This window comes from Serratia sp. Sp408 (assembly GCF_057180665.1).
The window spans coordinates 64,117-83,709 of sequence record NZ_JBXUFT010000008.1 but is presented as its reverse complement, the minus strand read 5'-3'; the positions used below and the strand labels follow the sequence as shown (position 1 = coordinate 83,709).

The following is a 19,593-nucleotide window of genomic DNA, read 5'->3' as shown; positions in this document are numbered from 1 at the left end:
TGGTTATTATTCATGGATGTGATGCATAGGAGATGCCATGAGCTGGCAGCAATTCAAATCGCAATTCCTGGTGCGCTTTTGGGCGCCGCTACCGGCGGTGATCGCCGCAGGGATCCTTGCCACCTATTATTTCGGCCTGACCGGCACCTTCTGGGCGGTGACCGGTGAATTTACCCGTTGGGGCGGTCACCTGTTGCAGTGGCTCGGCTTTCACCCGGAACAATGGGGGTACTTCAAACTTATCGGCCTTGAGGGGACGCCGCTACAACGCATCGATGGGCGGATGATTATCGGCATGTTCGCCGGTTGCATTGCCGCCGCGTTGTGGGCCAACAATGTTAAGCTGCGACGGCCGCAGCACCGCATTCGTATCGTGCAGGCGCTGTTGGGTGGCATCATTGCTGGCTTTGGCGCGCGTTTGGCGATGGGGTGTAACCTTGCCGCTTTCTTTACCGGTATTCCGCAGTTTTCGCTGCACGCCTGGTTCTTTGCGCTGGCGACCGCGGTGGGGTCGTACTTCGGCGCCAAATTTACCCTATTGCCGCTGTTTCGTATCCCGGTGAAATTGCAGAAGGTGCGCGCGGCGGCACCATTGACGCAGCAACCGCAGCAGGCACGTCGCCGTTTTCGGCTCGGCATGCTGGTATTCCTGCTGGCCGTGGCCTGGTCGCTGTGGACGCTGTTTGACGCGCCGAAGCTCGGCATCGCCATGCTGTTTGGTATCGGCTTCGGTCTGTTGATTGAGCGTGCGCAGATCTGCTTCACCTCGGCGTTCCGTGATTTGTGGATCACCGGCCGCACCCACATGGCCAAGGCGATTATTCTGGGGATGGCGGTCAGCGCGATAGGCATCTTCAGCTATGTTCAGCTTGGCGTATCGCCCAAGATTATGTGGGCCGGCCCGAACGCAGTGCTGGGTGGGTTGCTGTTTGGTTTTGGCATCGTGCTGGCGGGCGGCTGCGAAACCGGCTGGATGTACCGCGCGGTCGAAGGGCAAATTCATTACTGGTGGGTCGGGCTTGGCAATATCATCGGGGCGACGCTGTTGGCCTATTATTGGGACGATCTGGCCCCGGCGTTGGCCACCGACTATGACAAGGTCAATTTGCTGGACACCTTCGGCCCGCTTGGCGGCCTGCTGGTCACCTACCTGCTGCTGGGGTTGGCGTTCATCGCCATGCTGTGGTGGGAAAAACGCTTTTTCCGCGCCAGACCGCAGGCGCAGGTGGTTAATCTGAGGAGTGTGCCATGAAACAACCAACGATAGTGCCGGATTACCGGTTGGACATGCTGGGCGAGCCGTGCCCCTATCCGGCGGTCGCCACGCTGGAGGCAATGCCGCAACTCAAGCCGGGCGAGGTGCTGGAAGTGATCAGCGATTGCCCGCAGTCGATCAACAATATTCCGCTCGACGCGCGCAATCATGGCTATCAGGTGCTGGATATTCAGCAGGACGGGCCAACCATTCGCTATCTTATTCAACGCTAAAATCAGGGCGCCGTGCGGCGCCCGATTATTTAGCCCTTGCGCAGGTCGTCTTTGACCGTCGACACAATCTCAAACGAACGCAGACGCGCCTGGTGATCGAAGATCTGGCCGTTAACCATGATTTCATCGGCTTCGGTTTCCCGCAGCAGCGTTTGCAGACCGTGGCGTACGGTAGTTTGATCGCCAATGATCGACATGCTTAGCGCCTGTTCAACGCCGTATTGTTCGCCGGCGGTCCACAGCGCATGAATATTGTCGACCGGTGCCGGCAGCGGGCCTGGCGAGCCGCGGCGCAGGTTGATGAACTGTTGCTGCATCGAGGTAAACAGGAAACGCGCATCGTTGTCACTGTCGGCGGCCACCACGTTGACGCATACCATGGCATGTGGCTGCGGCCAGCGCTCGGATGGCTGATAGTTTTCACGGTACAGCTTCAAGGCCTGGAACAGCATGTCTGGCGCAAAGTGGGAGGCAAAGGCGAACGGCAGCCCCAGCTTGGCCGCCAGCTGCGCACTGTACAGGCTGGATCCCAACAGCCAGATTGGCACATGCAGGCCTTGCCCCGGCACCGCCTGTACCGCCTGGCCCGGCTGCACTTCGCCAAAGTAATGTTGCAGCTCCTGCACGTCGCGCGGGAAGTTGTCCACTTCCCCCGACAGGTGACGGCGCAGCGCCATCATGGTGCGCTGATCGGTACCGGGCGCGCGGCCCAGCCCCAGATCGATGCGTCCGGGATACAGCGATTCCAGCGTGCCAAACTGCTCGGCGATCACCAGCGGCGCATGGTTTGGCAACATCACTCCGCCAGAACCGAGGCGGATGCTGTGCGTGCCGGCAGCCAGGTAGCCCAGCAATACCGAGGTGGCGGCGCTGCCGATGCCGGTCATATTGTGATGTTCCGCTAACCAATAGCGTTGGAAGCCCCACTTTTCAGCATGTTGTGCTAAATCTAAAGAGCTGTGGAATGCATCGCGCGGTTTGGCGCCGGCCGGGATCGGGGAAAGATCCAGTACCGAAAGCGGTACCCGTGTGGTTTCAGTCATGTTATTCGTCCATTGGCTAAAGTGTTATCGCGTAAAGGGCGAGTGCAGCAATCTGCAAGTTAACGTTAAAAGCATAATTCAAATTGCGGTTATAAAAGGGGATATCCGTGCTTGTGATATCCTTGCTACAGAAATGACATGTTAGGAGATTCAGCGAATATGGACCGTTACCTTTCCCCCCGCCGCGTACCGTTCAGGGAGCCGAGTGCATGAAAAAAAAGACCTTATTTACCCTGTTGCTGGTGGTGATCGTTATCGCCATGGCGGTACTGTTCCGCGCGCACAACCAGTATCTGTTATTGCAGGGTGAAGTGGACGCACCGGAAGTAATCGTGGCTTCCAAAGCCAAAGGGCGAGTGATTGAACGTTTGGTTGAGCGGGGCGACGATGTCAAAAGCGGGCAACTGATGATTCAGCTCGACAGCCCGGAACTGATGGCGCAACTGCGTTCCGCACAGGCATCGCGCGATGAGGCCAAGGCGCAGCTTGAGCAATCGCTGCACGGTACCCGTGAAGAAAGCATCCGCAATCTGCGTGCCAGTCTGGCGCAAGCGCAGGCCGAACTGCGCAATGCGCAGCGCGATTACGATCGCAATCAGAGCGTGGCCGCCAAAGGATATGTTTCCCGCTCCGAGCTGGATAACTCGCGGCGCGCACGGGATAGCGCCTATCAACAGGTGTTGGCAGCGAAGGCCAATCTGGATGAAGGCATTAACGGCGATCGTATTGAACTGCGGCAACAATACGCGGCGGCGCTGCGGGCGGCAGAAGAAAACCTGCTGGAAGTGAAGGCGCAAACCGACGATCTGCAGGTCAAAGCGCCGGTGGATGGCGAAGTGGGGCCGATCCCGGCGGAAGTGGGGGAGTTGCTTAACGCCTCCAGCCCGCTGCTGACGCTGATCCGCGTGCCAGATGCCTATTTCGTCTTCAACCTGCGGGAAGACATCCTGGCCCATGTGCGCAAAGGCGATAAAGTGTCGCTGCGCGTGCCGGCGCTGCAAGACAAAACCATCGAGGCCGAGGTTCGTTACATCGCGCCATTGGGGGATTACGCCACCAAGCGCGCCACCCGCGCCACCGGCGATTTCGATCTGAAAACCTTCGAGGTGCGTCTGTATCCGGCGCAGCCGGTTGAAGGGCTGCGACCGGGGATGAGTACCTTATGGCAATGGAAAGACTGAGGGCCTGCTGGCGCTGCTTCAGCCACGCGTTCGACAGCGAGTGCCGCATTGCTCTGCGCAGCCCGGTAATTCACTGGCTCGGCTGGCTGTTCCCGCTGCTGCTGTTCGGTCTGATCAGCAGCAACTTTTCCGAGGGCACGCTGCTGGACTTGCCGGTGTCGGTGGTCGACAGCGATCACAGCCCGCTGTCGAAGTCGCTGGTGCGCAAGTTGGATGCCGGTTCTCACGCCCATGTCGCGGCCTATGACGGCGGCATGGATGAATCGTTGCGCCGTTTGCGCAGCGCGCAGGATTACGCGCTGCTGTATGTGCCACCGGATTTTGAAGCCAATGTGCTGGCGGGCAAACAGCCGAGCATCGTGCTGTATTACAACGCGTTGTTCTACGGCGCTGGGCTGTATTCCACGCAGGATTTCGCCGGGCTGATAAGCGAAACCAACGGCAACTACCGCTCGATTATCGCCGGTGAAATGGGTAAAACGCTGCCGCCGTTGGCCAACGTCACGCTCAATTACGGCAGTCTGTTCAATGCCAGCGGCAGTTATATTTATTACCAGCAGTTTGCCGCCACCATTCACCTGCTGCAGCTGTTCGTCGTGACCTGCATGATCTACGTCCTGGCGCGCAGCAAATCCCTGCTGAAAGCGCGGCCGTTCAGCCTGGCGCTGTTGGGCAAACTGGCGCCGTATACCCTCTGTTTCACTACGCTGCTGATGGTGGAGGTCGCAGCGCTGGTGGGGATTTTCGACGCGCGCGTCAGTGGCAACCCGCTGTTTATGCTGTTGATCGGCTTCTTTTACGTGATTGCCGCCCAGAGCGTCGGTTTGCTGCTGTATACCTTTACCGGCAGCGCCATTACCGCCTACAGCCTGATCGGCATCCTGGTCAGTATCGCGCTGACCTTTTCGGGGATGGCGGTGCCGGAGCTGTCAATGCCGTTGCCGGCGCGGATTATCTCCAATATCGAACCCCTGACCCATGCGCTGTATGCCATGTTCGACGTGTTCCTGCGCCAGGTGCCGGCGCGGGCGATTTTCGGCGTGTGTGCCCTGTTGCTGGTGTATCCGTTGGTGACGGCATTGCTGGTGCGTAACCGGCTGTTGAAACGTCTGGCGAAACAGGAGAGTGCGGCATGAAAAGTTTCTGGCAGACCTTTAGCCGGGTGCTGATCGGCATGCTGGAACGGCCGATGTGGCTGATGCTGGTGCTGTCGCTGTGCATCATGAGTATGGTTTACGCCAACCGCACGGTGTGGGATTTGCCGGTGGCGGTGGTCGATCAGGATCACAGCACCGCCAGCCGCCAGCTGATCCGCCAGCTGGATGCCACCTCAAAAATCGCTATCAAGATCTATGACAATCTGGACGATGCCAAGCGCGATCTGGGCTGGCGCGAACTGTTTGCCATCATCATCATGCCGGTGGATCTCGAAAAGAAAATCCTGCACGGGGAAAGCCTGGTTATTCCGGTGTTCGGTGACGCCACCAACCGGTTGGCCAATGGGCAGATTCAACAGGACGTGGTTGCCGCTTACCAGCAGTTGCTCAATGAATACAATACCGAGCTGCTGTTGCGAAACGGCTTTAGCGAACGGCAGGCTAAGGTGGTGTTGACGCCGATTCAGGGCCAGACGCTGGATCTGTTTAACCCTGGCATCAGTTTTGCGGCAATTATCTTCCCTGGCCTGTTGGTGATGTTGCTACAGCACTCGTTGCTGATCGCCAGCGTGCGCGTCAGCATCGCGCTGAAAAGCGCACCGGGCGGCAAGCCCTCTCTGCCGGTGTATCTTGGCGGACTGTCGGCATTGCTGCCGATCTGGCTGTTCTTGTCGATCGTGCTGTTTGTCTTGTGGCCGTGGGTGCTGGGATACCGGCAGGCGGCGGCGATCCCGGAGATACTGCTGCTGACGTTCCCCTTCCTGCTGGCGGTGTTGGGGCTGGGCAAGCTGGTGACCGAATGCCTGCGCAGCGTGGAAATGATTTACCTGACGCTGTCGTTTATCACCACGCCGGTGTTTTATCTTTCCGGCACCATTTGGCCGCTACAGGCGATGCCGGGCTGGGTGCGCGCCATTTCGTCAATGATTCCCTCGACCTGGGCGACCAAAGCGATAGCCGGCGTGAACCAGATGGGCGTGCCGCTGCGTGACGTGTGGGGCGACGTGGCAATGCTGCTGCTGTTGGGGGCGCTGTATACCGCCATTGGCATTGCCGTTGGCTTGATGCGCAACAGCGTGGCGCTGCGCAACCTGTTCCGTAGGCGACGAGCCTAGCGTTGGCGCAATGGCGTAGAGCGCCGTCGTTGGTAACCCCCTTTGCTGTCGGCCGAAAAGGATTTTACCCTGGGTGCTGCCAGCGATGTTTTAAAACATCAACCGGTGCCGACTGCGGAACCAAAACGGCGTGGCAATGCTTGTGCGTAGCCTGCAAGCATTGCCAAATTCCGTGATGAACAGCTTATTGCACCAGCTCCAGCCCGGCGACGCGCTGCCAGTAACCGTTGCAGTCGGCATCGTTGGTCAGCGTCAGCGGGGCGTCGCCTCGTTGATTGGCACGAAAGCGCTCGAGCATCGCCAGCGTGTCTACTCCCTGCGGCGACAGGCGTACGATGTCTACCAATCCCTGCATGCCATGCAGTTCGTTGCCCAGATTGTAGCAATAGCCGCTCATGGTCTGGATGCCGTTTAGCACGAACACCTGCTGATTTTCCTGCGATCGCATACTGCGGCCCTGCGGGTATTTGATACAGCAGGTTTCGCACTCATCCTTGCCACGGTTTTCCGAGCGGGCGGTGAAGCAGCGCGCCGAATAGGCCAGCGGCAGATAGCCATAACTCAGCACTTCGACCTCAAACTGCTGCCGAAAGCCCAGGGTTTCACACTGCGCCAGCAGATTGACCAGCCAGTCGCGCGACAGTTCGACCGGCATACACCAGCGCATCATGCCCTGCCTGTGCAGCAGGCGCAGCGTGTAGGCGTTATAACAATTGAGCGCGTGGCCGGCGACAAACGGCAAGCCGCGTTCTGCCGCCATATTCACCGTGCCAAGGTCGTTGGCCTCAATCAGAAACTCGCCGTTTTCGACATAGCGTTTCAGCTCGTTGAGCTCGGAGGGGGCCTGCAACAGCGCCAGCGTGGTGAGCACCACCTGCTTGCCGGACTGTGCGATGGCCTGTGCCAGCGCCAACCAGTCGGCGACCTTCAACTCCCGCCGTTTGGTACAGACGCTTTCGCCCAGGTAAATAATATCGGCACTGCTGTGGATTGCCTGCTGATAAAACGCTTCAACGTCGTCTTTTGGCCAGTAGTAGAGTACCGGCCCCAATGCATATTTCATGGTCACTCCTGCTATTGCCATTTGCGGTGATAGGCGCCAAGCGTGGTCTGCGAGCCTTCGGACATCGCGCCGAGCGTCTCCATCCAGGCGCTGTCGGCCCGATAGCCGGTTGGATCGGCGATGCAACGGTCAATAGCCTGTCGCCAGACGCGTGCTACCTGGCTGACATACGCCGGACTGCGCTGACGGCCTTCGATCTTCACCGAGGCGATATTGGCGGCCAGCAGCTCTGGCAACAGCTCCAGGGTATTAAGGCTGGTGGGCTCCTCCAGGGCGTGATAGCGCACGTCGTCCACCAGGTAACGGCCTTTGCACAGCGTTGGATAACCGGCATTTTCGCCGTCCTGATAGCGGTCTATCAGCACATCGTTCAGCCGTGATTCCATGCCCTGCGGCGTTTGCTGCCAACGTACAAAGCGCGCGGGCGAACAGGCGCCGACGGTATTGGGCGATTCCCCGGTCAGGTAAGAGGACAGATAGCAGCGGCCTTCGGCCATGATGCACAGACTGCCGAAGGCAAACACCTCCAGCGGTACCGGACTGGTGCGCGCCAGTTGTTTAACCTGGTGCATCGACAGCACGCGTGGCAGCACCACGCGATGTACCGCGAAATGGCGTTGATAAAAGCGAATCGCTTCTTCATTGGTGGCGGACGCCTGTACCGAAACGTGGCGTTCAATCTGCGGATAGCGTTCGGCGGCGTATTCCAGCATCGCCAGATCCGCCAGGATCAGCGCGTCGGCGCCCAGTTGCGCGGCCATATCGACGGCGCGTTGCCAACGTGAAAAACCGTCCGGATGCGCGAAGGTATTTATCGCGATGTGCAGCTTGCGGCGGTGCTGATGTACGTAATCTGCCGCCTGTTGCAGTTTTTTTTCGGTAAAATTGAGCCCGGCAAAGTGTCGCGCGTTGGTGTCGTCTTTCAGGCCGATGTACACGGCGTCAGCGCCGTTATCGACCGCAGCCTTCAGGGCCGGCAAATTACCGGCGGGACAAAGCAGTTCCATGGTCTTATCCTGCTCCAGCGGGTTTTACGCCGTGATGATGGTCGCCGCACGGTGTTTTCCGTCGGCATTTTTTGTTATCGGGTGGACGATTTTAGTGAAGCTGCGGTTAACAGGTTTTGATTTGAGGCAGTTTCTGGCGTATTGATAGGCGGTGTGACGCGCACTGAATTGCACTATTTGTTGATGTAGGCCGCTGAAGCTGGGCACCGTTGTGGCAAAATGACCGTAGACCGAGTTGAAAGGAGTGGATGATCGTGTTGGAAAAACTACGAGCACGCATTGTGCGTCAAGGGCCGTCGCTATTGCGCACACCGTTAAAACTCACGCCGTTTGCTCTGCAACGCCAACTGTTGCAACAGGTGCTGGGCTGGCAGTTCCGCCAGGCGCTCGAGGACGGCGATCTGGCATTCCTCGAATCGCGCTGGTTGAAGATCGAAGTGCGCGATCTGGCGCTACACTGGTTTATGACGGTCGAAAACGATCGGCTGGTTGTCAGCCAGCACGCGCAGGCAGATGTCAGTTTCAGCGGCGACGCCAACGATCTGGTGCTGATCGCGGCACGCAAGCAGGATCCTGACACGCTGTTCTTCCAGCGTCGGCTGCGGATAGAAGGGGACACCGAATTGGGCCTGTATGTAAAAAATCTGATGGACGCCATCGAACTGGACACGATGCCGGCGCCGCTGCGCATGGGCTTGCTGCAGTTGGCGGACTTTATCGAAGCGGGTATGCAGGAGGGCACGGTGCAGTCTGACCGTGTGATGGCATCATGCTGATACGCGTAGAAATTCCGGTAGACGCCGCTGGCATCGACAATCTGCTGCGCCGCGCTTTCGGCGGAGATGATGAGGCCGACTTGGTGCAGCAACTGCGTGAGGACGGCTTGCTGACCCTGGGTATTGTGGCCACCGATGACGAGGGCGGCGTGGTTGGCTATGCCGCCTTCAGTCCGGTCGAGGTGGCCGGAGAGGATCGGCAGTGGGTTGGCCTGGCGCCGCTGGCGGTGGACGAAAGCCTGCGCCGGCAAGGGCTGGGTGAAAAGCTGGTCTACGAAGGGCTGGACGCGTTGAACGAGTTCAGTTACGCCGCAGTAGTCGTGTTGGGAGAGCCGGAGTATTACGGCCGCTTTGGCTTTAAAAGAGCTGCCGACTACGACTTGCATTGCCGCTGGCCGGAAACGGAGCAGGCATTTCAGGTGTACCCGCTGGGGGAAGATGCGCTGACCGGCGTCAACGGCCTGGTTGCCTATGCCGCGCCGTTCAATCGATTTTAACCTGCGGTAGCAGGTGTTCCAGCGAGAGGGGCGGGTGTGACACCAGCCTCTCTTTTTGCTGTTTGCTCAGTTGCTTAACCCGATACTCCAGGCGTAGCGCCAACGATCGATCCCCCGCCGGACAGTGGAATACCAACGTCAGTTCCCCTTTGCCGCGTAGCGATTTTGCCCCCTTACCGGCCTGATGCTGTGCCAAGCGCCGCGGTACATCGGTGGTGATGCCGGTATACAGCATGCCGTTGGGCAGGCGCAGCATATACAGATGCCAGGTTATGCCAGGGGGACTGCCAGCGTCATGTGACATGCGGTTATTCCTCGCCGAGTCCGCGCCGATCGCCACCCCAGAAAGGGCCATGGGCGACCGAATCCCTGACGATAAGTTGCGAGCTAAAAAGCGTGTCTTTTGACAAATAGCCGCCGTCGAGCATGGCAATCAACCGATTGATCACTTCGTTGATCATGTCGCTGACCGGATCTTTAACGCTGGTCAAGGCCGGCGTCAGATAGGGCGCGGTTGGAATATTATCGAAACCAATCACAGACACCTGACCCGGTACGGCAATGCCTCGATCGGTCAGCTGCTTGATGGCGCCAATCGCCATGTCGTCGTTACTGGCCAGTAAGGCGCTAAACGGGATGTTGTCGTGCAGCAGGCTGGCTACCGCTGCGGCGCCGCAGGCCGGCGTCCATTTGCCCTTGATGATGCGCCGTTCCTGCACGGGGATATTGAACCGGGTCAGGGCCTCTTTGTAACCGGATAAGCGTTCGATGGCGGTCGGAGAATCCAGCGAACCGGTAATAAAGGCGATATCGCGGTGGCCCTGCTCAATCAGATATGCGGTGGCGTTAAAACTGGCACCTTTGTGATCGCAACAAATGCAGTGGCTTTGGTTCTTTCTCAGCCGGCGATTCGCCACCATGATCGGTTGCTTAACCTGCTCGATAATCTCGTCTATCACGTCGATGGTTAAGAAACGTGGATAGAGAATCACCGCATCACATTGTAAATCCAGCAGAAACTGGATCGCTTCCTGCTCTTCTTCGGCGCTGTGCTTGCCGTCGACCAGAATCAGCTGCCGGCCATTATCTTCCAGCTTTTGTGCCGCCTGGGACAGTAGTTCGCTGAAATAACTGCCGTTATACAGGGTATTAGTAACCACCAGGCCAATGCATTGCGACTTATTGGTCGCCAGATTTCGTGCCAGCAAATTAGGGCGATAACCTGCCGCTTCAATGGCTTTATACACCTGATCCCGGGTGGCCTCGCTGACGTACCCTTTACCGGACAGCACACGTGAAACCGTGGCCTTTGAGACGCCTGCTTTGTTGGCTACTTCCTGCATGGTTGACATGGCGTTTTCCTGGCTTGCTGACTTGCCCCATATTCTACACATTCCACCGCGCCTGAGCAGGGCATCGCGCAGATTATTGCGCGGCATGTATGTTGATCAACTTCTCAAATCGGGTAAAAATAAAAAATATAAATTGATATTGCCAGTCAATATTATCAATCTCGTGTGAAACCGGTTACCTATTTGTGAGAGTTATCCTCATGGCAAAGAATTATGCGGCGGTATCACGATCGATAGTGGAAGCAGTTGGGGGAGCGAGCAATATTGCGGCAGTGACGCATTGTATGACGCGCTTACGTTTCGTGCTTAACGATGACAGCGTGGTCGATAGCGCCGGTTTGAAGGCGATCGCCGGGGTATTGGGCGTGGTCAGAAGTGAAAACCAGTGTCAGGTGATCATCGGCAATACGGTTTCACAGGCCTATGCCGAAGTGGTGAAGTTATTACCCGACCAGGCGGTGGCGCAGCAACCTTCGCCGCCAAAAGGTAAAATCACCCTGAAACGCATCGGCGCCGGTATTCTGGATGCGTTGATTGGCACCATGTCACCGCTGATTCCGGCGATTATCGGTGGGTCGATGGTGAAGTTGCTCGCCATGATCCTGGATATGACCGGCGTATTCAACCCAGGCTCTTCAACCTTGATCGTGCTGAACGTGATCGGTGACGGAGCATTCTTCTTCCTGCCGGTGATGGTGGCCGCTTCTGCCGCGATAAAATTCAAAACCAACATGTCGTTGGCCATCGCCATTGCCGGGGTGCTGGTGCATCCCTCTTTTATCGATTTAATGGCCAAGGCCGCTCAGGGCCAGCAGGTGGAATTTATCGGCTTATCGATCACCGCAGTAAAATACACCTACACGGTCATCCCGGCGCTGTGCATGACCTGGCTGCTGTCATACATTGAAAAATGGGTCGATCGCATTACGCCGGCGGTGACGAAAAATTTCCTCAAACCGATGCTGATCGTGCTGATTGCGGCACCGATCGCCATCCTGCTGATTGGCCCGCTGGGTATCTGGATCGGCAGCGGTATTTCTGCGTTGGTCTATACCATTCATAACTATCTGGGGTGGTTATCGGTGGCCATTATGGGCGGTCTCTGGCCGTTGCTGGTGATGACCGGCATGCATCGCGTGTTTACGCCAACCATTATTCAGACCATCGCGGAAACCGGCAAGGAAGGCATGGTGATGCCGTCAGAGATTGGCGCCAATCTTTCGCTGGGCGGCTCATCGCTGGCGGTGGCCTGGCGCACCAAAAATCCGGAACTGCGCCAGACGGCGTTGGCTGCCGCGGCATCGGCTATCGTGGCCGGTATTTCAGAGCCTGCGTTGTACGGCGTGGCGGTCCGCCTGAAGCGCCCGCTGGTGGCGGCGTTGATCAGTGGTTTTGTCTGTGGTGGGGTGGCCGGGATTGCCGGATTGGCTAGCCATTCGATGGCGTCACCGGGCCTGTTCACCAGCGTGCAGTTCTTCGACCCGAGCAATCCGATGACCATTGTCTGGGTGTTTGGCGTGATGATCCTGGCGGTAGTGCTGTCGTTTATTCTTACGCTGCTGCTAGGGTTTGAAGATATTCCCGTTGAGCAGGAGGCGCAAAGTGAAAAAGCCGCCACCGCGCCGGCACTCTCGGTATGACCATGATGAAAATACATAATCAACAAGAGGTGTAGTATGTCAGCATCTGTTTTCCCCGCAGACTTTTTATGGGGTGGTGCGTTAGCTGCCAACCAGGCCGAGGGTGCCTACCGTGAAGGCGGCAAAGGGCTGAGCACGGTCGACATGATCCCTCATGGCGCTCACCGGCTGGCGGTAAAGCTGGGGCAGGAACAGCGTTTCACGCTGCGTGAGGATGAGTTCTATCCCAGCCATGTAGGCATCGATTTTTATCATCGTTATAAAGCGGATATCGCGCTGATGGCGGAAATGGGGTTTAGCGTATTCCGCACCTCGATCGCCTGGAGCCGACTGTTTCCGCGCGGGGATGAAACGCAGCCCAATGCGCAAGGCATCGCCTTTTATCGCGATGTATTCCGCGAATGCCAAAAGCACGGTATCGAACCGTTGGTGACGCTGTGCCATTTTGACGTGCCGATGCATCTGGTGCAGGAATACGGATCGTGGCGTAATCGTAAAATGGTGGCGTTTTTTACCCACTATGCCCGCAGCTGCTTTGAGGCGTTTGATGGCCTGGTGAAGTATTGGCTCACCTTTAATGAAATCAACATCTTGCTGCACAGCCCGTTTTCAGGTGCCGGGCTGGTGTTTGAGGACGGCGAGCATCAGGAGCAGGTGAAATATCAGGCGGCTCATCATGAATTATTGGCGAGTGCACTGGCGACTAAAATTGCCCATGAGGTCAATCCGCACAATCAGGTAGGCTGCATGCTGGCCGGCGGCAGTTTTTACCCCTGGTCGTGCAAGCCGGAAGATGTCTGGGCGGCGTTGGAAAAAGACCGCGAAAACCTGTTTTTCATCGATGTACAGGCGCGTGGGGCTTACCCCGCCTATACGCAACGGCTGCTGCGGGAAAAGGGCGTGACGCTCGAGATGCAACCCGGCGACAGCGAGATCCTCAAAAACAGCGTCGATTTCGTTTCCTTCAGCTACTACGCTTCGCGCTGCGCATCGGCCGAGATGAACGAGCACAACAGCAGCGCCGCCAACGTGGTCAAGTCGCTGAAGAATCCGCATATTCTCGCCAGCGAATGGGGTTGGGGCATCGATCCCCTTGGCCTGCGCATCACCATGAACATGATGTATGACCGCTACCAAAAACCGCTATTCCTGGTGGAAAACGGCTTGGGCGCGAAAGACGAGTTCAATCAGCAGGGTGAAATTGACGACGACTACCGTATCAGCTATTTGCGCGAGCATATCAAAGCGATGGCCGACGCCATTGAAGACGGTGTGCCGGTGATGGGATATACCTCTTGGGGGTGTATCGATCTGGTTTCCGCCTCCACCGGGGAAATGAGCAAACGCTATGGCTTTGTCCATGTCGATCGTGACGACCAGGGGAACGGCACGCTGGCGAGAACCAGAAAAAAATCGTTCTATTGGTACCAAAAAGTCATCGCCAGTAACGGCGCGGATTTAACCTAATCACCCCGGCACGAACGCAAGAATGGGCGCTTTTGCGCCCATTTTTTAATGCTGGCGATTATCAGATTTATTTGCCCCCTCTCTTTGACCCTATTTTTGCGTTTTGGCGTAACCCATTGATTAATAGAAGATGTGGCCGCCAGATTAAAAAAAGGGTTTTTTGCGTGCAAACGCTGATGTTGTTTTAAAATCATGTGGCTAGCGCTATGCTGCAACGGTTCACTGCCGTACAGGCAGCTTAGAAAATAACGATAAGTCGGGCATGGTGAAGCGCGGCGTTCACTGCCGTACAGGCAGCTTAGAAATGTGCGGCATCAGCTGACGCTTTTGCATCATCGTTCACTGCCGTACAGGCAGCTTAGAAAAATAACATCGATGTAGCGCTTGCCGACCAAATGCGCCGCGACTTGCGGTTACAGGCTGAAATGGGCGCTTTTGCGCCCATTTTTTAATGCTGGCGATTATCAGCCTTTTTTATCCATCATTTCAAAACGTGGTGAAACCATGCCGTAGAGCGTCCAGCCTAGGAAGGTGGCGATCGCTCCCCACATCATGGCTTCCTCTCCCGAACTATAGAGCGCGTAGAAACTGTAAAGGGCGCCAATACCGGCAATGACGTTGGCGATCTGCGCCTTGTTTTCCGGCACCTTGGCGACTTTCTGGATGATCACCAGTGCTGCCATCGACAAAATATAAGGGATGATGTTGGTGACCACCGCCAGATTGACCAGCACGTTGAACTGCTTGTTGAGCGATGGGCTGATGGTCATCAGGGACAGCACGCTCTGAATGACAACGATGGTCAACATGCCTTTGACCGGCGCATCGGCTTTGCTCAGCTTCGAGAAAATTTTCGGGAAGAAGCCGCTGTCGGCGGAGGATTTGAACACCTGTGCAATGGTGAATTGCCAGCCAAGCAGCGAACCGACGCAGGACATGATCATCAGTGCCATGATTATCTTGCCGACGGTAGGGTTGAACATGTGCGAGAACGCCAAGCCGAACGGCGCGGTAGAATTGGCAAGATCCATATTGGGCACAATGCCGGCGATCACGTTGGTGGACACGATATAAATCACCGCGGCGCCCAGTGTACCGCCGAGCACGGCGATCGGCACGTTGCGCTCGGGGTTTTCCACCACGTCGGTATTGGCGCAGGCCGATTCCAGCCCCAGGAATGCCCACAATGTCATGGAAATCGATGCGCCAATCGCTTCAAAGGTCGGCACGGCGTGTGGGTTCCAGGCGGCCAGATAGGCGTCGCCGCTGAACCAGTGCCAGCCGATGACCGAAATGCCGACCACCGGGATAAACACCCCCCAAACGGTGATGCCGCTGATTTGCCCGGTGATGCGGGCACCGCCAAAGTTGGCGACGGTTGCTATCCACAGCACACAGATCGTGGCGATGCAGATGCCAATCGGCGTCAGATTAACGCCGAACAGTTCGGTGCCGTACCCAACGGCAGAAATGGCGATGGCAATGTTGGCAATCAGCAAGGAAACGCCGTAGGTATAGTTGGCCATGAAATTGCCGGATTTACCGAACGCGTACTCGGCATAACCGCCCATGCCACCGGATTTACGACTGAACATGCCGCATTTGGCAAAGGCATAGGCCAGCGCCATCGAACCGACGGCGGTAACCAGCCATGAAACGATGGAAATGGTGCCTACCTCGGCCAGCTTGGTCGGCAGCATAATTATGCCGGATCCCATCATGTTGACAGCGGTGAGAATGGTTAACTGAACCACGCCCATTTTGTTCTTTGACTTACTCATGATCATTCTCTCTTTTATCATGCGATCGTGACGGTGAAAGCTCACCGTCTTGTAAGGGGAATTAATCTTTAATCACATAACCATAAGCGCGTTGCCAGCCGTCTTCGTCCTGCTGGATATAAACACCCTGCAGTTCAGGTGCGAAGCCGGGTAATAAGTTGATACCCTCCTCAAGAGCCAGGAAATAACGCTGTGCCGCACCGCCCCATATTTCACCAGGCACCACGCACAACACGCCAGGAGGATAAGGAAGCGCGCCTTCCGCGGCAATTCGCCCTTCCGATTTGGCGAGTGAAACCAATTCCACATTACCGCGAACAAATTGTGTATTGGCATCCTGTGGATTCATTACCACCCGTGGGAAATGTTTTTTGCGGAACATTTCCTTTTGCAACTCTTTCACGTCATAGCTGACGTATAAATCATGCATTTCCTGGCAAAGTTGACGTAAGGTATAATTTAAATAACGCTGCTGGTGGTTTTTATATACCGTCGGCAACACTTCACTGAGCGGAGAATCCTGTTCAATATGTTGTTCAAAGCGTGCAATCAGCGCCACCAGATGCTGCATCTTGGCGATGTCTTCCGCCGGCGTCAGCAGGAACAGAATTGAATTGAGATCGCATTTTTCTGGAACAATACCGTTTTCACGCAGGTAATTGGCAAGGATGGTAGCCGGTATGCCAAAACGGCTGTAGGCGCCCGTTTCACTGTCGATCCCTGGGGTCGTCAGCAACAGTTTGCACGGATCGACGAAATACTGTGATTGTGCGTAACCATCAAAGGCATGCCATTTCTCGCCGGGCACGAAGTTGAAGAAACGCAGATCGTCGGCCATGGTTTCCGTATCATATGATTGCCATGGCCGGCCTTCGATTTGCACCGGGACGAACGGTTTGATCAACTGACAGGTATCCAGCAGCATTTTGCGTGCTTCAATACCAATCCGTACGCACTCCTTCCACAAACGCTGTCCGCTTTGACCTTCGTGCATTTTGGCGTTGACGTCGAGTGCCGCAAACAGCGGATAAAACGGGCTGGTGGAAGCATGTAGCATAAAGGCATTATTGAAACGCTTATGGTTGCAATAGCGCTGTTGCCCTTTGATATGTTTATCTTTTTTATGAATCTGCGAGGTTTGCGAGAAGCCGGCCTGCTGCTTGTGCACCGATTGGGTGACGATGATGCCCGGATCGTTTTCCGTCAGTTCCAACAGCAGTGGCGAGCAGTCTTTCATCATCGGAATAAACTGCTCGTAGCCGACCCAGGCCGAGTCGAACAAAATGTAATCGCAAAGATGGCCTATCTTGTCTACCACCTGGCGCGCGTTATAGATGGTGCCGTCGTAAGTACCTAATTGAATGATCGCCAGCCGGAACGGCCGTGGCTGGTTAGCACGTTCCGGTGCCACTTCCTGGATCTGCTGGCGCAGATAGCGTTCCTCGAAACAGTGCGCATCGATGCCGCCGATAAAACCAAACGGGTTGCGGGCCGTTTCCAGATAAACCGGCGTTGCGCCTGCCTGGATCAACGCCCCGTGGTGGTTGGATTTATGGTTATTACGATCGAACAGCACCAGATCGCCACGCGTCAATAAGGCGTTGGTCACCACCTTATTGGAGGCTGAGGTTCCGTTGAGCACAAAATAGGTTTTGTCAGCGTTGAAGACCTTCGCCGCATGTTTTTGTGCATCACAGGGCGCCCCTTCGTGGATCAGCAGATCCCCCAGCTTAACGTCAGCGTTGCACATGTCCGAACGGAACAGCGTTTCGCCATAGAAGTCAAAAAACTGCCGGCCTGCCGGGTGCTTACGGAAAAACTCACCGCCCTGATGGCCGGGACAGGCGAAGGTTGCGTTGCCCATTTCAACGTATTGGGTCAGCGTATTAAAGAATGGCGGCAACAGTTCGCTTTCATATTTTACTGCCGCCGCTTCCAGCTGCTTGCCATAGAACTGCGTATTTTTGCCGCACAATTCGAAGACGCCATGCAGGGCTGGCAAGATAGCGTTATCCAGCTCTTCTTCACAGCAGATGGCGGCAAACAGCGGAATATTCAAGCCGCGTTCTGCTATTTTCGCCACCATTCCCTGTTGAACATCGTTGGCAGAAAGTACCACTGCGGCAATATCGGTAAAATCAGTGTGATGCACATCAATGATTTCCCGGTGGGTTTCAAAGCAGCTTCGGGTTGAAAGGTTAGCGGCAATTTTCAAGCTTTTCATTTTGTTTTCCTTTGGGCAGAAATATCCCGCAGCGAATCGACGATTCACTGAAAAATATTCCCGTAAAAATAAAAATACAGATCCTTGGCAATGCCTGTATGGCACTGCGCGGTTTTATTTTTTAAATGGGATAGTGTTGTTATTAATTAAACGAAATCACTGTTCCACCCACGTCATTGAATAATTGACATAGTGAAGCCGTCGCACAATGCGGATCAACGAATAAAGCGGCGATCGTTCCGATTAACTAATAAGAAACGAAGAGGAGAGTTATCTGTAGTTGAAGAATGCGAAGCTAAAGCAACTGCGGTGTGCCATCATCATTAAGTGAGTCGTGCGCCTGATATGCGCCCATTTTCTATTGTTGTTTTCCATTTTCATCCACCTGGTATGAGTGAAACGATGGCGTCATTTTAACGCCGAAAACGGCAAAAAATGTGATTGCAGTCACTAATTCTGCCGTTAAATTAAATAACTATTCATTTTTTATGCAGATGATTGCATAACCTTGCCAAATGACCTATTCAGTATGTGAATAAATTGATACGGCGCAGAGGCCAATAAATGGCATAAACGCGATTACCGAACTCAGTAACGGTAATAGCGAGCGCAAGTCGCGAGGAATGTCATCAGAATAAATCACGCTTGTTTTCTGTTTGTTATTTTTTATCTTTAATCTCAATTGAATGGAAATGTGTTTTTAATGTATTTTTATTCGATTATTGGTAATAAAGAAATTTCTGACGATTGTGACTGGCTTCAATAAAGCGCGTTAAGATAACAAGGCGACTAAGGAGACACGCGTGGAACAGAGTGAAGACCAACAACACATCAGCCGCTTTCTTGGCAAGCAGCACGTATTGACGCTGTGCGCCGGCCATGGCCTCGACATGTGGTGCGCCAATTGTTTTTACGTCTTCGATGCCGAACGCATGGCGCTGTGGCTGATGACCGAGCCGCACACCCGGCATGGGGTGCTGATGCAACACAACCCCAGCGTGGTGGGCACCATTGCGCCACGGCCAAAAACCATCGCCCTGATCAAGGGCGTGCAGTATCGCGGCCTGGTCACCGAGCTGAGCGGTGACGACGAGGCGTTGGCGCGTGCGCGCTACTGCCGGCGTTTCCCGATCGCCAAGGCAATGAAGGCGACGCTGTGGCAGCTCGATCTGCTGGAGGTCAAAATGACCGACAATGCGCTGGGCTTTGGCAAAAAACTGTATTGGCAGCGTGATTAACGGTATGAAGGGGCGCAGGCTGCGCCCCCGGCTGGATAATTACTGCGCCAATATGCGCAGCGATTCACGGTTAAAGGCCGGTAAATCCTCCGGCGTGCGGCTGGTGACCAGCGTATCGTTATCCACCACCACTTCCTTGTCGTAGTAATCGGCACCGGCGTTTTTCACGTCGACCACCACCGGTTTGACCGTGGTGAGTTTGCGCCCGCGTACCGCATCGGCGCTGATCAGCAGCTGCGGCCCGTGGCAGATGGCGAAAATCGGTCTGCCGCTGTCGGCAAACTGTCGAGTAAACTCGACGAAGCGATCGTCAGCGCGCAGCGCATCGGGCGAATGGCCGCCGGGCAACAGCAGGGCGTCGAAATCGGCGGTTTGTACCTCATCGATCGATTTGTCGATGGTTACGCTGGCCTCGCCTTTTTTGCCCTTAACGGTTTTACCGGCCTGTTTTTCAATGGTGATCACCTGATGCCCCGCCTGGCGAAAAGCGTCGGCGGGAGAGGTAAATTCGGCGTCTTCAAATTCATCGGTAATCAGCACCGCAATTTTCTTGCTCACATTTTC

Annotated in this window: 19 protein-coding genes; 10 read left to right on the top strand and 9 right to left on the bottom strand. The window is 55.7% G+C overall.

What is annotated here, in order from left to right; translation table 11 throughout:
- Positions 1 to 37 precede the first annotated feature (37 nt).
- Complete coding sequence (gene yedE, locus AC2AXP_RS19495; RefSeq protein WP_484381889.1) at positions 38 to 1,252, top strand: selenium metabolism membrane protein YedE/FdhT; 1,215 nt, start codon at positions 38 to 40, stop codon at positions 1,250 to 1,252.
- Positions 1,249 to 1,488, top strand: coding sequence for a sulfurtransferase-like selenium metabolism protein YedF (yedF, locus tag AC2AXP_RS19490; RefSeq protein WP_198773185.1), 240 nt, complete (start codon positions 1,249 to 1,251; stop codon positions 1,486 to 1,488). Before yedE ends, yedF begins: the two co-directional genes overlap by 4 nt.
- Positions 1,489 to 1,517: 29 nt before the next feature.
- Here yedF and AC2AXP_RS19485 read toward each other — a convergent pair whose 3' ends face one another.
- A complete protein-coding gene (locus tag AC2AXP_RS19485) occupies positions 1,518 to 2,531 on the bottom strand; it encodes a luciferase-like monooxygenase (protein ID WP_004955891.1) in 1,014 nt (337 codons plus the stop codon).
- Positions 2,532 to 2,740: 209 nt separating this feature from the next.
- On the opposite strand from AC2AXP_RS19485, the gene AC2AXP_RS19480 reads away from it, so the two are divergent.
- From AC2AXP_RS19480 to AC2AXP_RS19470, 3 genes are read left to right on the top strand one after another with little or no spacing between them, the layout of a single operon-like run.
- On the top strand, positions 2,741 to 3,712 hold the full coding sequence (locus AC2AXP_RS19480; RefSeq protein WP_004955888.1) for an HlyD family secretion protein: 972 nt from the start codon (positions 2,741 to 2,743) through the stop codon (positions 3,710 to 3,712).
- Positions 3,694 to 4,848 (top strand): ABC transporter permease, encoded by a 1,155-nt coding sequence (locus tag AC2AXP_RS19475; protein ID WP_484381888.1) that lies wholly within the window; start codon positions 3,694 to 3,696, stop codon positions 4,846 to 4,848. Before AC2AXP_RS19480 ends, AC2AXP_RS19475 begins: the two co-directional genes overlap by 19 nt.
- On the top strand, positions 4,845 to 5,984 hold the full coding sequence (locus AC2AXP_RS19470) for an ABC transporter permease (protein ID WP_004955886.1): 1,140 nt from the start codon (positions 4,845 to 4,847) through the stop codon (positions 5,982 to 5,984). Before AC2AXP_RS19475 ends, AC2AXP_RS19470 begins: the two co-directional genes overlap by 4 nt.
- A gap of 184 nt (positions 5,985 to 6,168) precedes the next feature.
- Here the strand turns inward: AC2AXP_RS19470 and AC2AXP_RS19465 are convergent, their stop codons facing one another.
- Together AC2AXP_RS19465 and ubiU are read right to left on the bottom strand one after the other, a co-directional pair.
- On the bottom strand, positions 6,169 to 7,047 hold the full coding sequence (locus AC2AXP_RS19465) for a U32 family peptidase (RefSeq protein WP_039991251.1): 879 nt from the start codon (positions 7,045 to 7,047) through the stop codon (positions 6,169 to 6,171).
- 11 nt (positions 7,048 to 7,058) lie between these two features.
- A complete protein-coding gene (gene ubiU / locus AC2AXP_RS19460) occupies positions 7,059 to 8,054 on the bottom strand; it encodes a ubiquinone anaerobic biosynthesis protein UbiU (RefSeq protein WP_088499852.1) in 996 nt (331 codons plus the stop codon).
- A gap of 254 nt (positions 8,055 to 8,308) precedes the next feature.
- Between ubiU and ubiT the strand changes: the two genes are divergently transcribed.
- Together ubiT and AC2AXP_RS19450 are read left to right on the top strand one after the other, a co-directional pair.
- Positions 8,309 to 8,830: a ubiquinone anaerobic biosynthesis accessory factor UbiT gene (ubiT, locus tag AC2AXP_RS19455; RefSeq protein WP_273870607.1), complete on the top strand. Its 522-nt coding sequence runs from the start codon at positions 8,309 to 8,311 to the stop codon at positions 8,828 to 8,830.
- Positions 8,824 to 9,327: a GNAT family N-acetyltransferase gene (locus AC2AXP_RS19450; RefSeq protein WP_004955875.1), complete on the top strand. Its 504-nt coding sequence runs from the start codon at positions 8,824 to 8,826 to the stop codon at positions 9,325 to 9,327. Before ubiT ends, AC2AXP_RS19450 begins: the two co-directional genes overlap by 7 nt.
- Here the strand turns inward: AC2AXP_RS19450 and AC2AXP_RS19445 are convergent.
- Positions 9,314 to 9,631 carry a GIY-YIG nuclease family protein gene (locus tag AC2AXP_RS19445; protein WP_147415624.1) on the bottom strand — a complete coding sequence of 106 codons (318 nt, stop codon included), beginning with the start codon at positions 9,629 to 9,631 and terminating at the stop codon, positions 9,314 to 9,316. The two genes, AC2AXP_RS19450 and AC2AXP_RS19445, sit on opposite strands and share 14 nt — an antisense overlap.
- Before the next feature lie 4 nt (positions 9,632 to 9,635).
- The gene (locus AC2AXP_RS19440; RefSeq protein ID WP_198773188.1) at positions 9,636 to 10,679 is read right to left on the bottom strand and encodes a LacI family DNA-binding transcriptional regulator; all 1,044 of its coding nucleotides are present in this window, start codon (positions 10,677 to 10,679) and stop codon (positions 9,636 to 9,638) included.
- A gap of 200 nt (positions 10,680 to 10,879) precedes the next feature.
- Between AC2AXP_RS19440 and ascF the strand changes: the two genes are divergently transcribed.
- Both ascF and AC2AXP_RS19430 read left to right on the top strand, forming a co-directional pair.
- Positions 10,880 to 12,319: a PTS cellobiose/arbutin/salicin transporter subunit IIBC gene (gene ascF, locus AC2AXP_RS19435; protein WP_198773189.1), complete on the top strand. Its 1,440-nt coding sequence runs from the start codon at positions 10,880 to 10,882 to the stop codon at positions 12,317 to 12,319.
- A gap of 36 nt (positions 12,320 to 12,355) precedes the next feature.
- Positions 12,356 to 13,786, top strand: a complete 1,431-nt coding sequence (locus tag AC2AXP_RS19430) for a 6-phospho-beta-glucosidase (RefSeq protein WP_484381887.1) — start codon at positions 12,356 to 12,358, stop codon at positions 13,784 to 13,786.
- Positions 13,787 to 14,250: 464 nt separating this feature from the next.
- On the opposite strand, the gene potE is transcribed toward AC2AXP_RS19430, so the two are convergent.
- The 3 genes from potE to speFL all read right to left on the bottom strand — a co-directional run bounded on the left by potE (position 14,251) and on the right by speFL (position 18,166).
- Positions 14,251 to 15,567: a putrescine-ornithine antiporter gene (gene potE, locus AC2AXP_RS19425; RefSeq protein WP_484381886.1), complete on the bottom strand. Its 1,317-nt coding sequence runs from the start codon at positions 15,565 to 15,567 to the stop codon at positions 14,251 to 14,253.
- 61 nt (positions 15,568 to 15,628) lie between these two features.
- A complete protein-coding gene (gene speF / locus AC2AXP_RS19420) occupies positions 15,629 to 17,791 on the bottom strand; it encodes an ornithine decarboxylase SpeF (protein ID WP_004955865.1) in 2,163 nt (720 codons plus the stop codon).
- Positions 17,792 to 18,061: 270 nt separating this feature from the next.
- Complete coding sequence (gene speFL / locus AC2AXP_RS19415) at positions 18,062 to 18,166, bottom strand: leader peptide SpeFL (RefSeq protein ID WP_119426095.1); 105 nt, start codon at positions 18,164 to 18,166, stop codon at positions 18,062 to 18,064.
- A 428-nt stretch (positions 18,167 to 18,594) separates the two neighbouring features.
- Here speFL and AC2AXP_RS19410 point away from each other — a divergent pair, with 428 nt between their 5' ends.
- Entirely contained in the window at positions 18,595 to 19,029 is a 435-nt protein-coding gene (locus tag AC2AXP_RS19410; protein WP_004955862.1) for a YhbP family protein, read from the top strand.
- Between the two features lie 39 nt (positions 19,030 to 19,068).
- Here AC2AXP_RS19410 and AC2AXP_RS19405 read toward each other — a convergent pair whose 3' ends face one another.
- A complete protein-coding gene (locus AC2AXP_RS19405; protein ID WP_004955861.1) occupies positions 19,069 to 19,587 on the bottom strand; it encodes a type 1 glutamine amidotransferase domain-containing protein in 519 nt (172 codons plus the stop codon).
- Positions 19,588 to 19,593 lie beyond the last annotated feature (6 nt).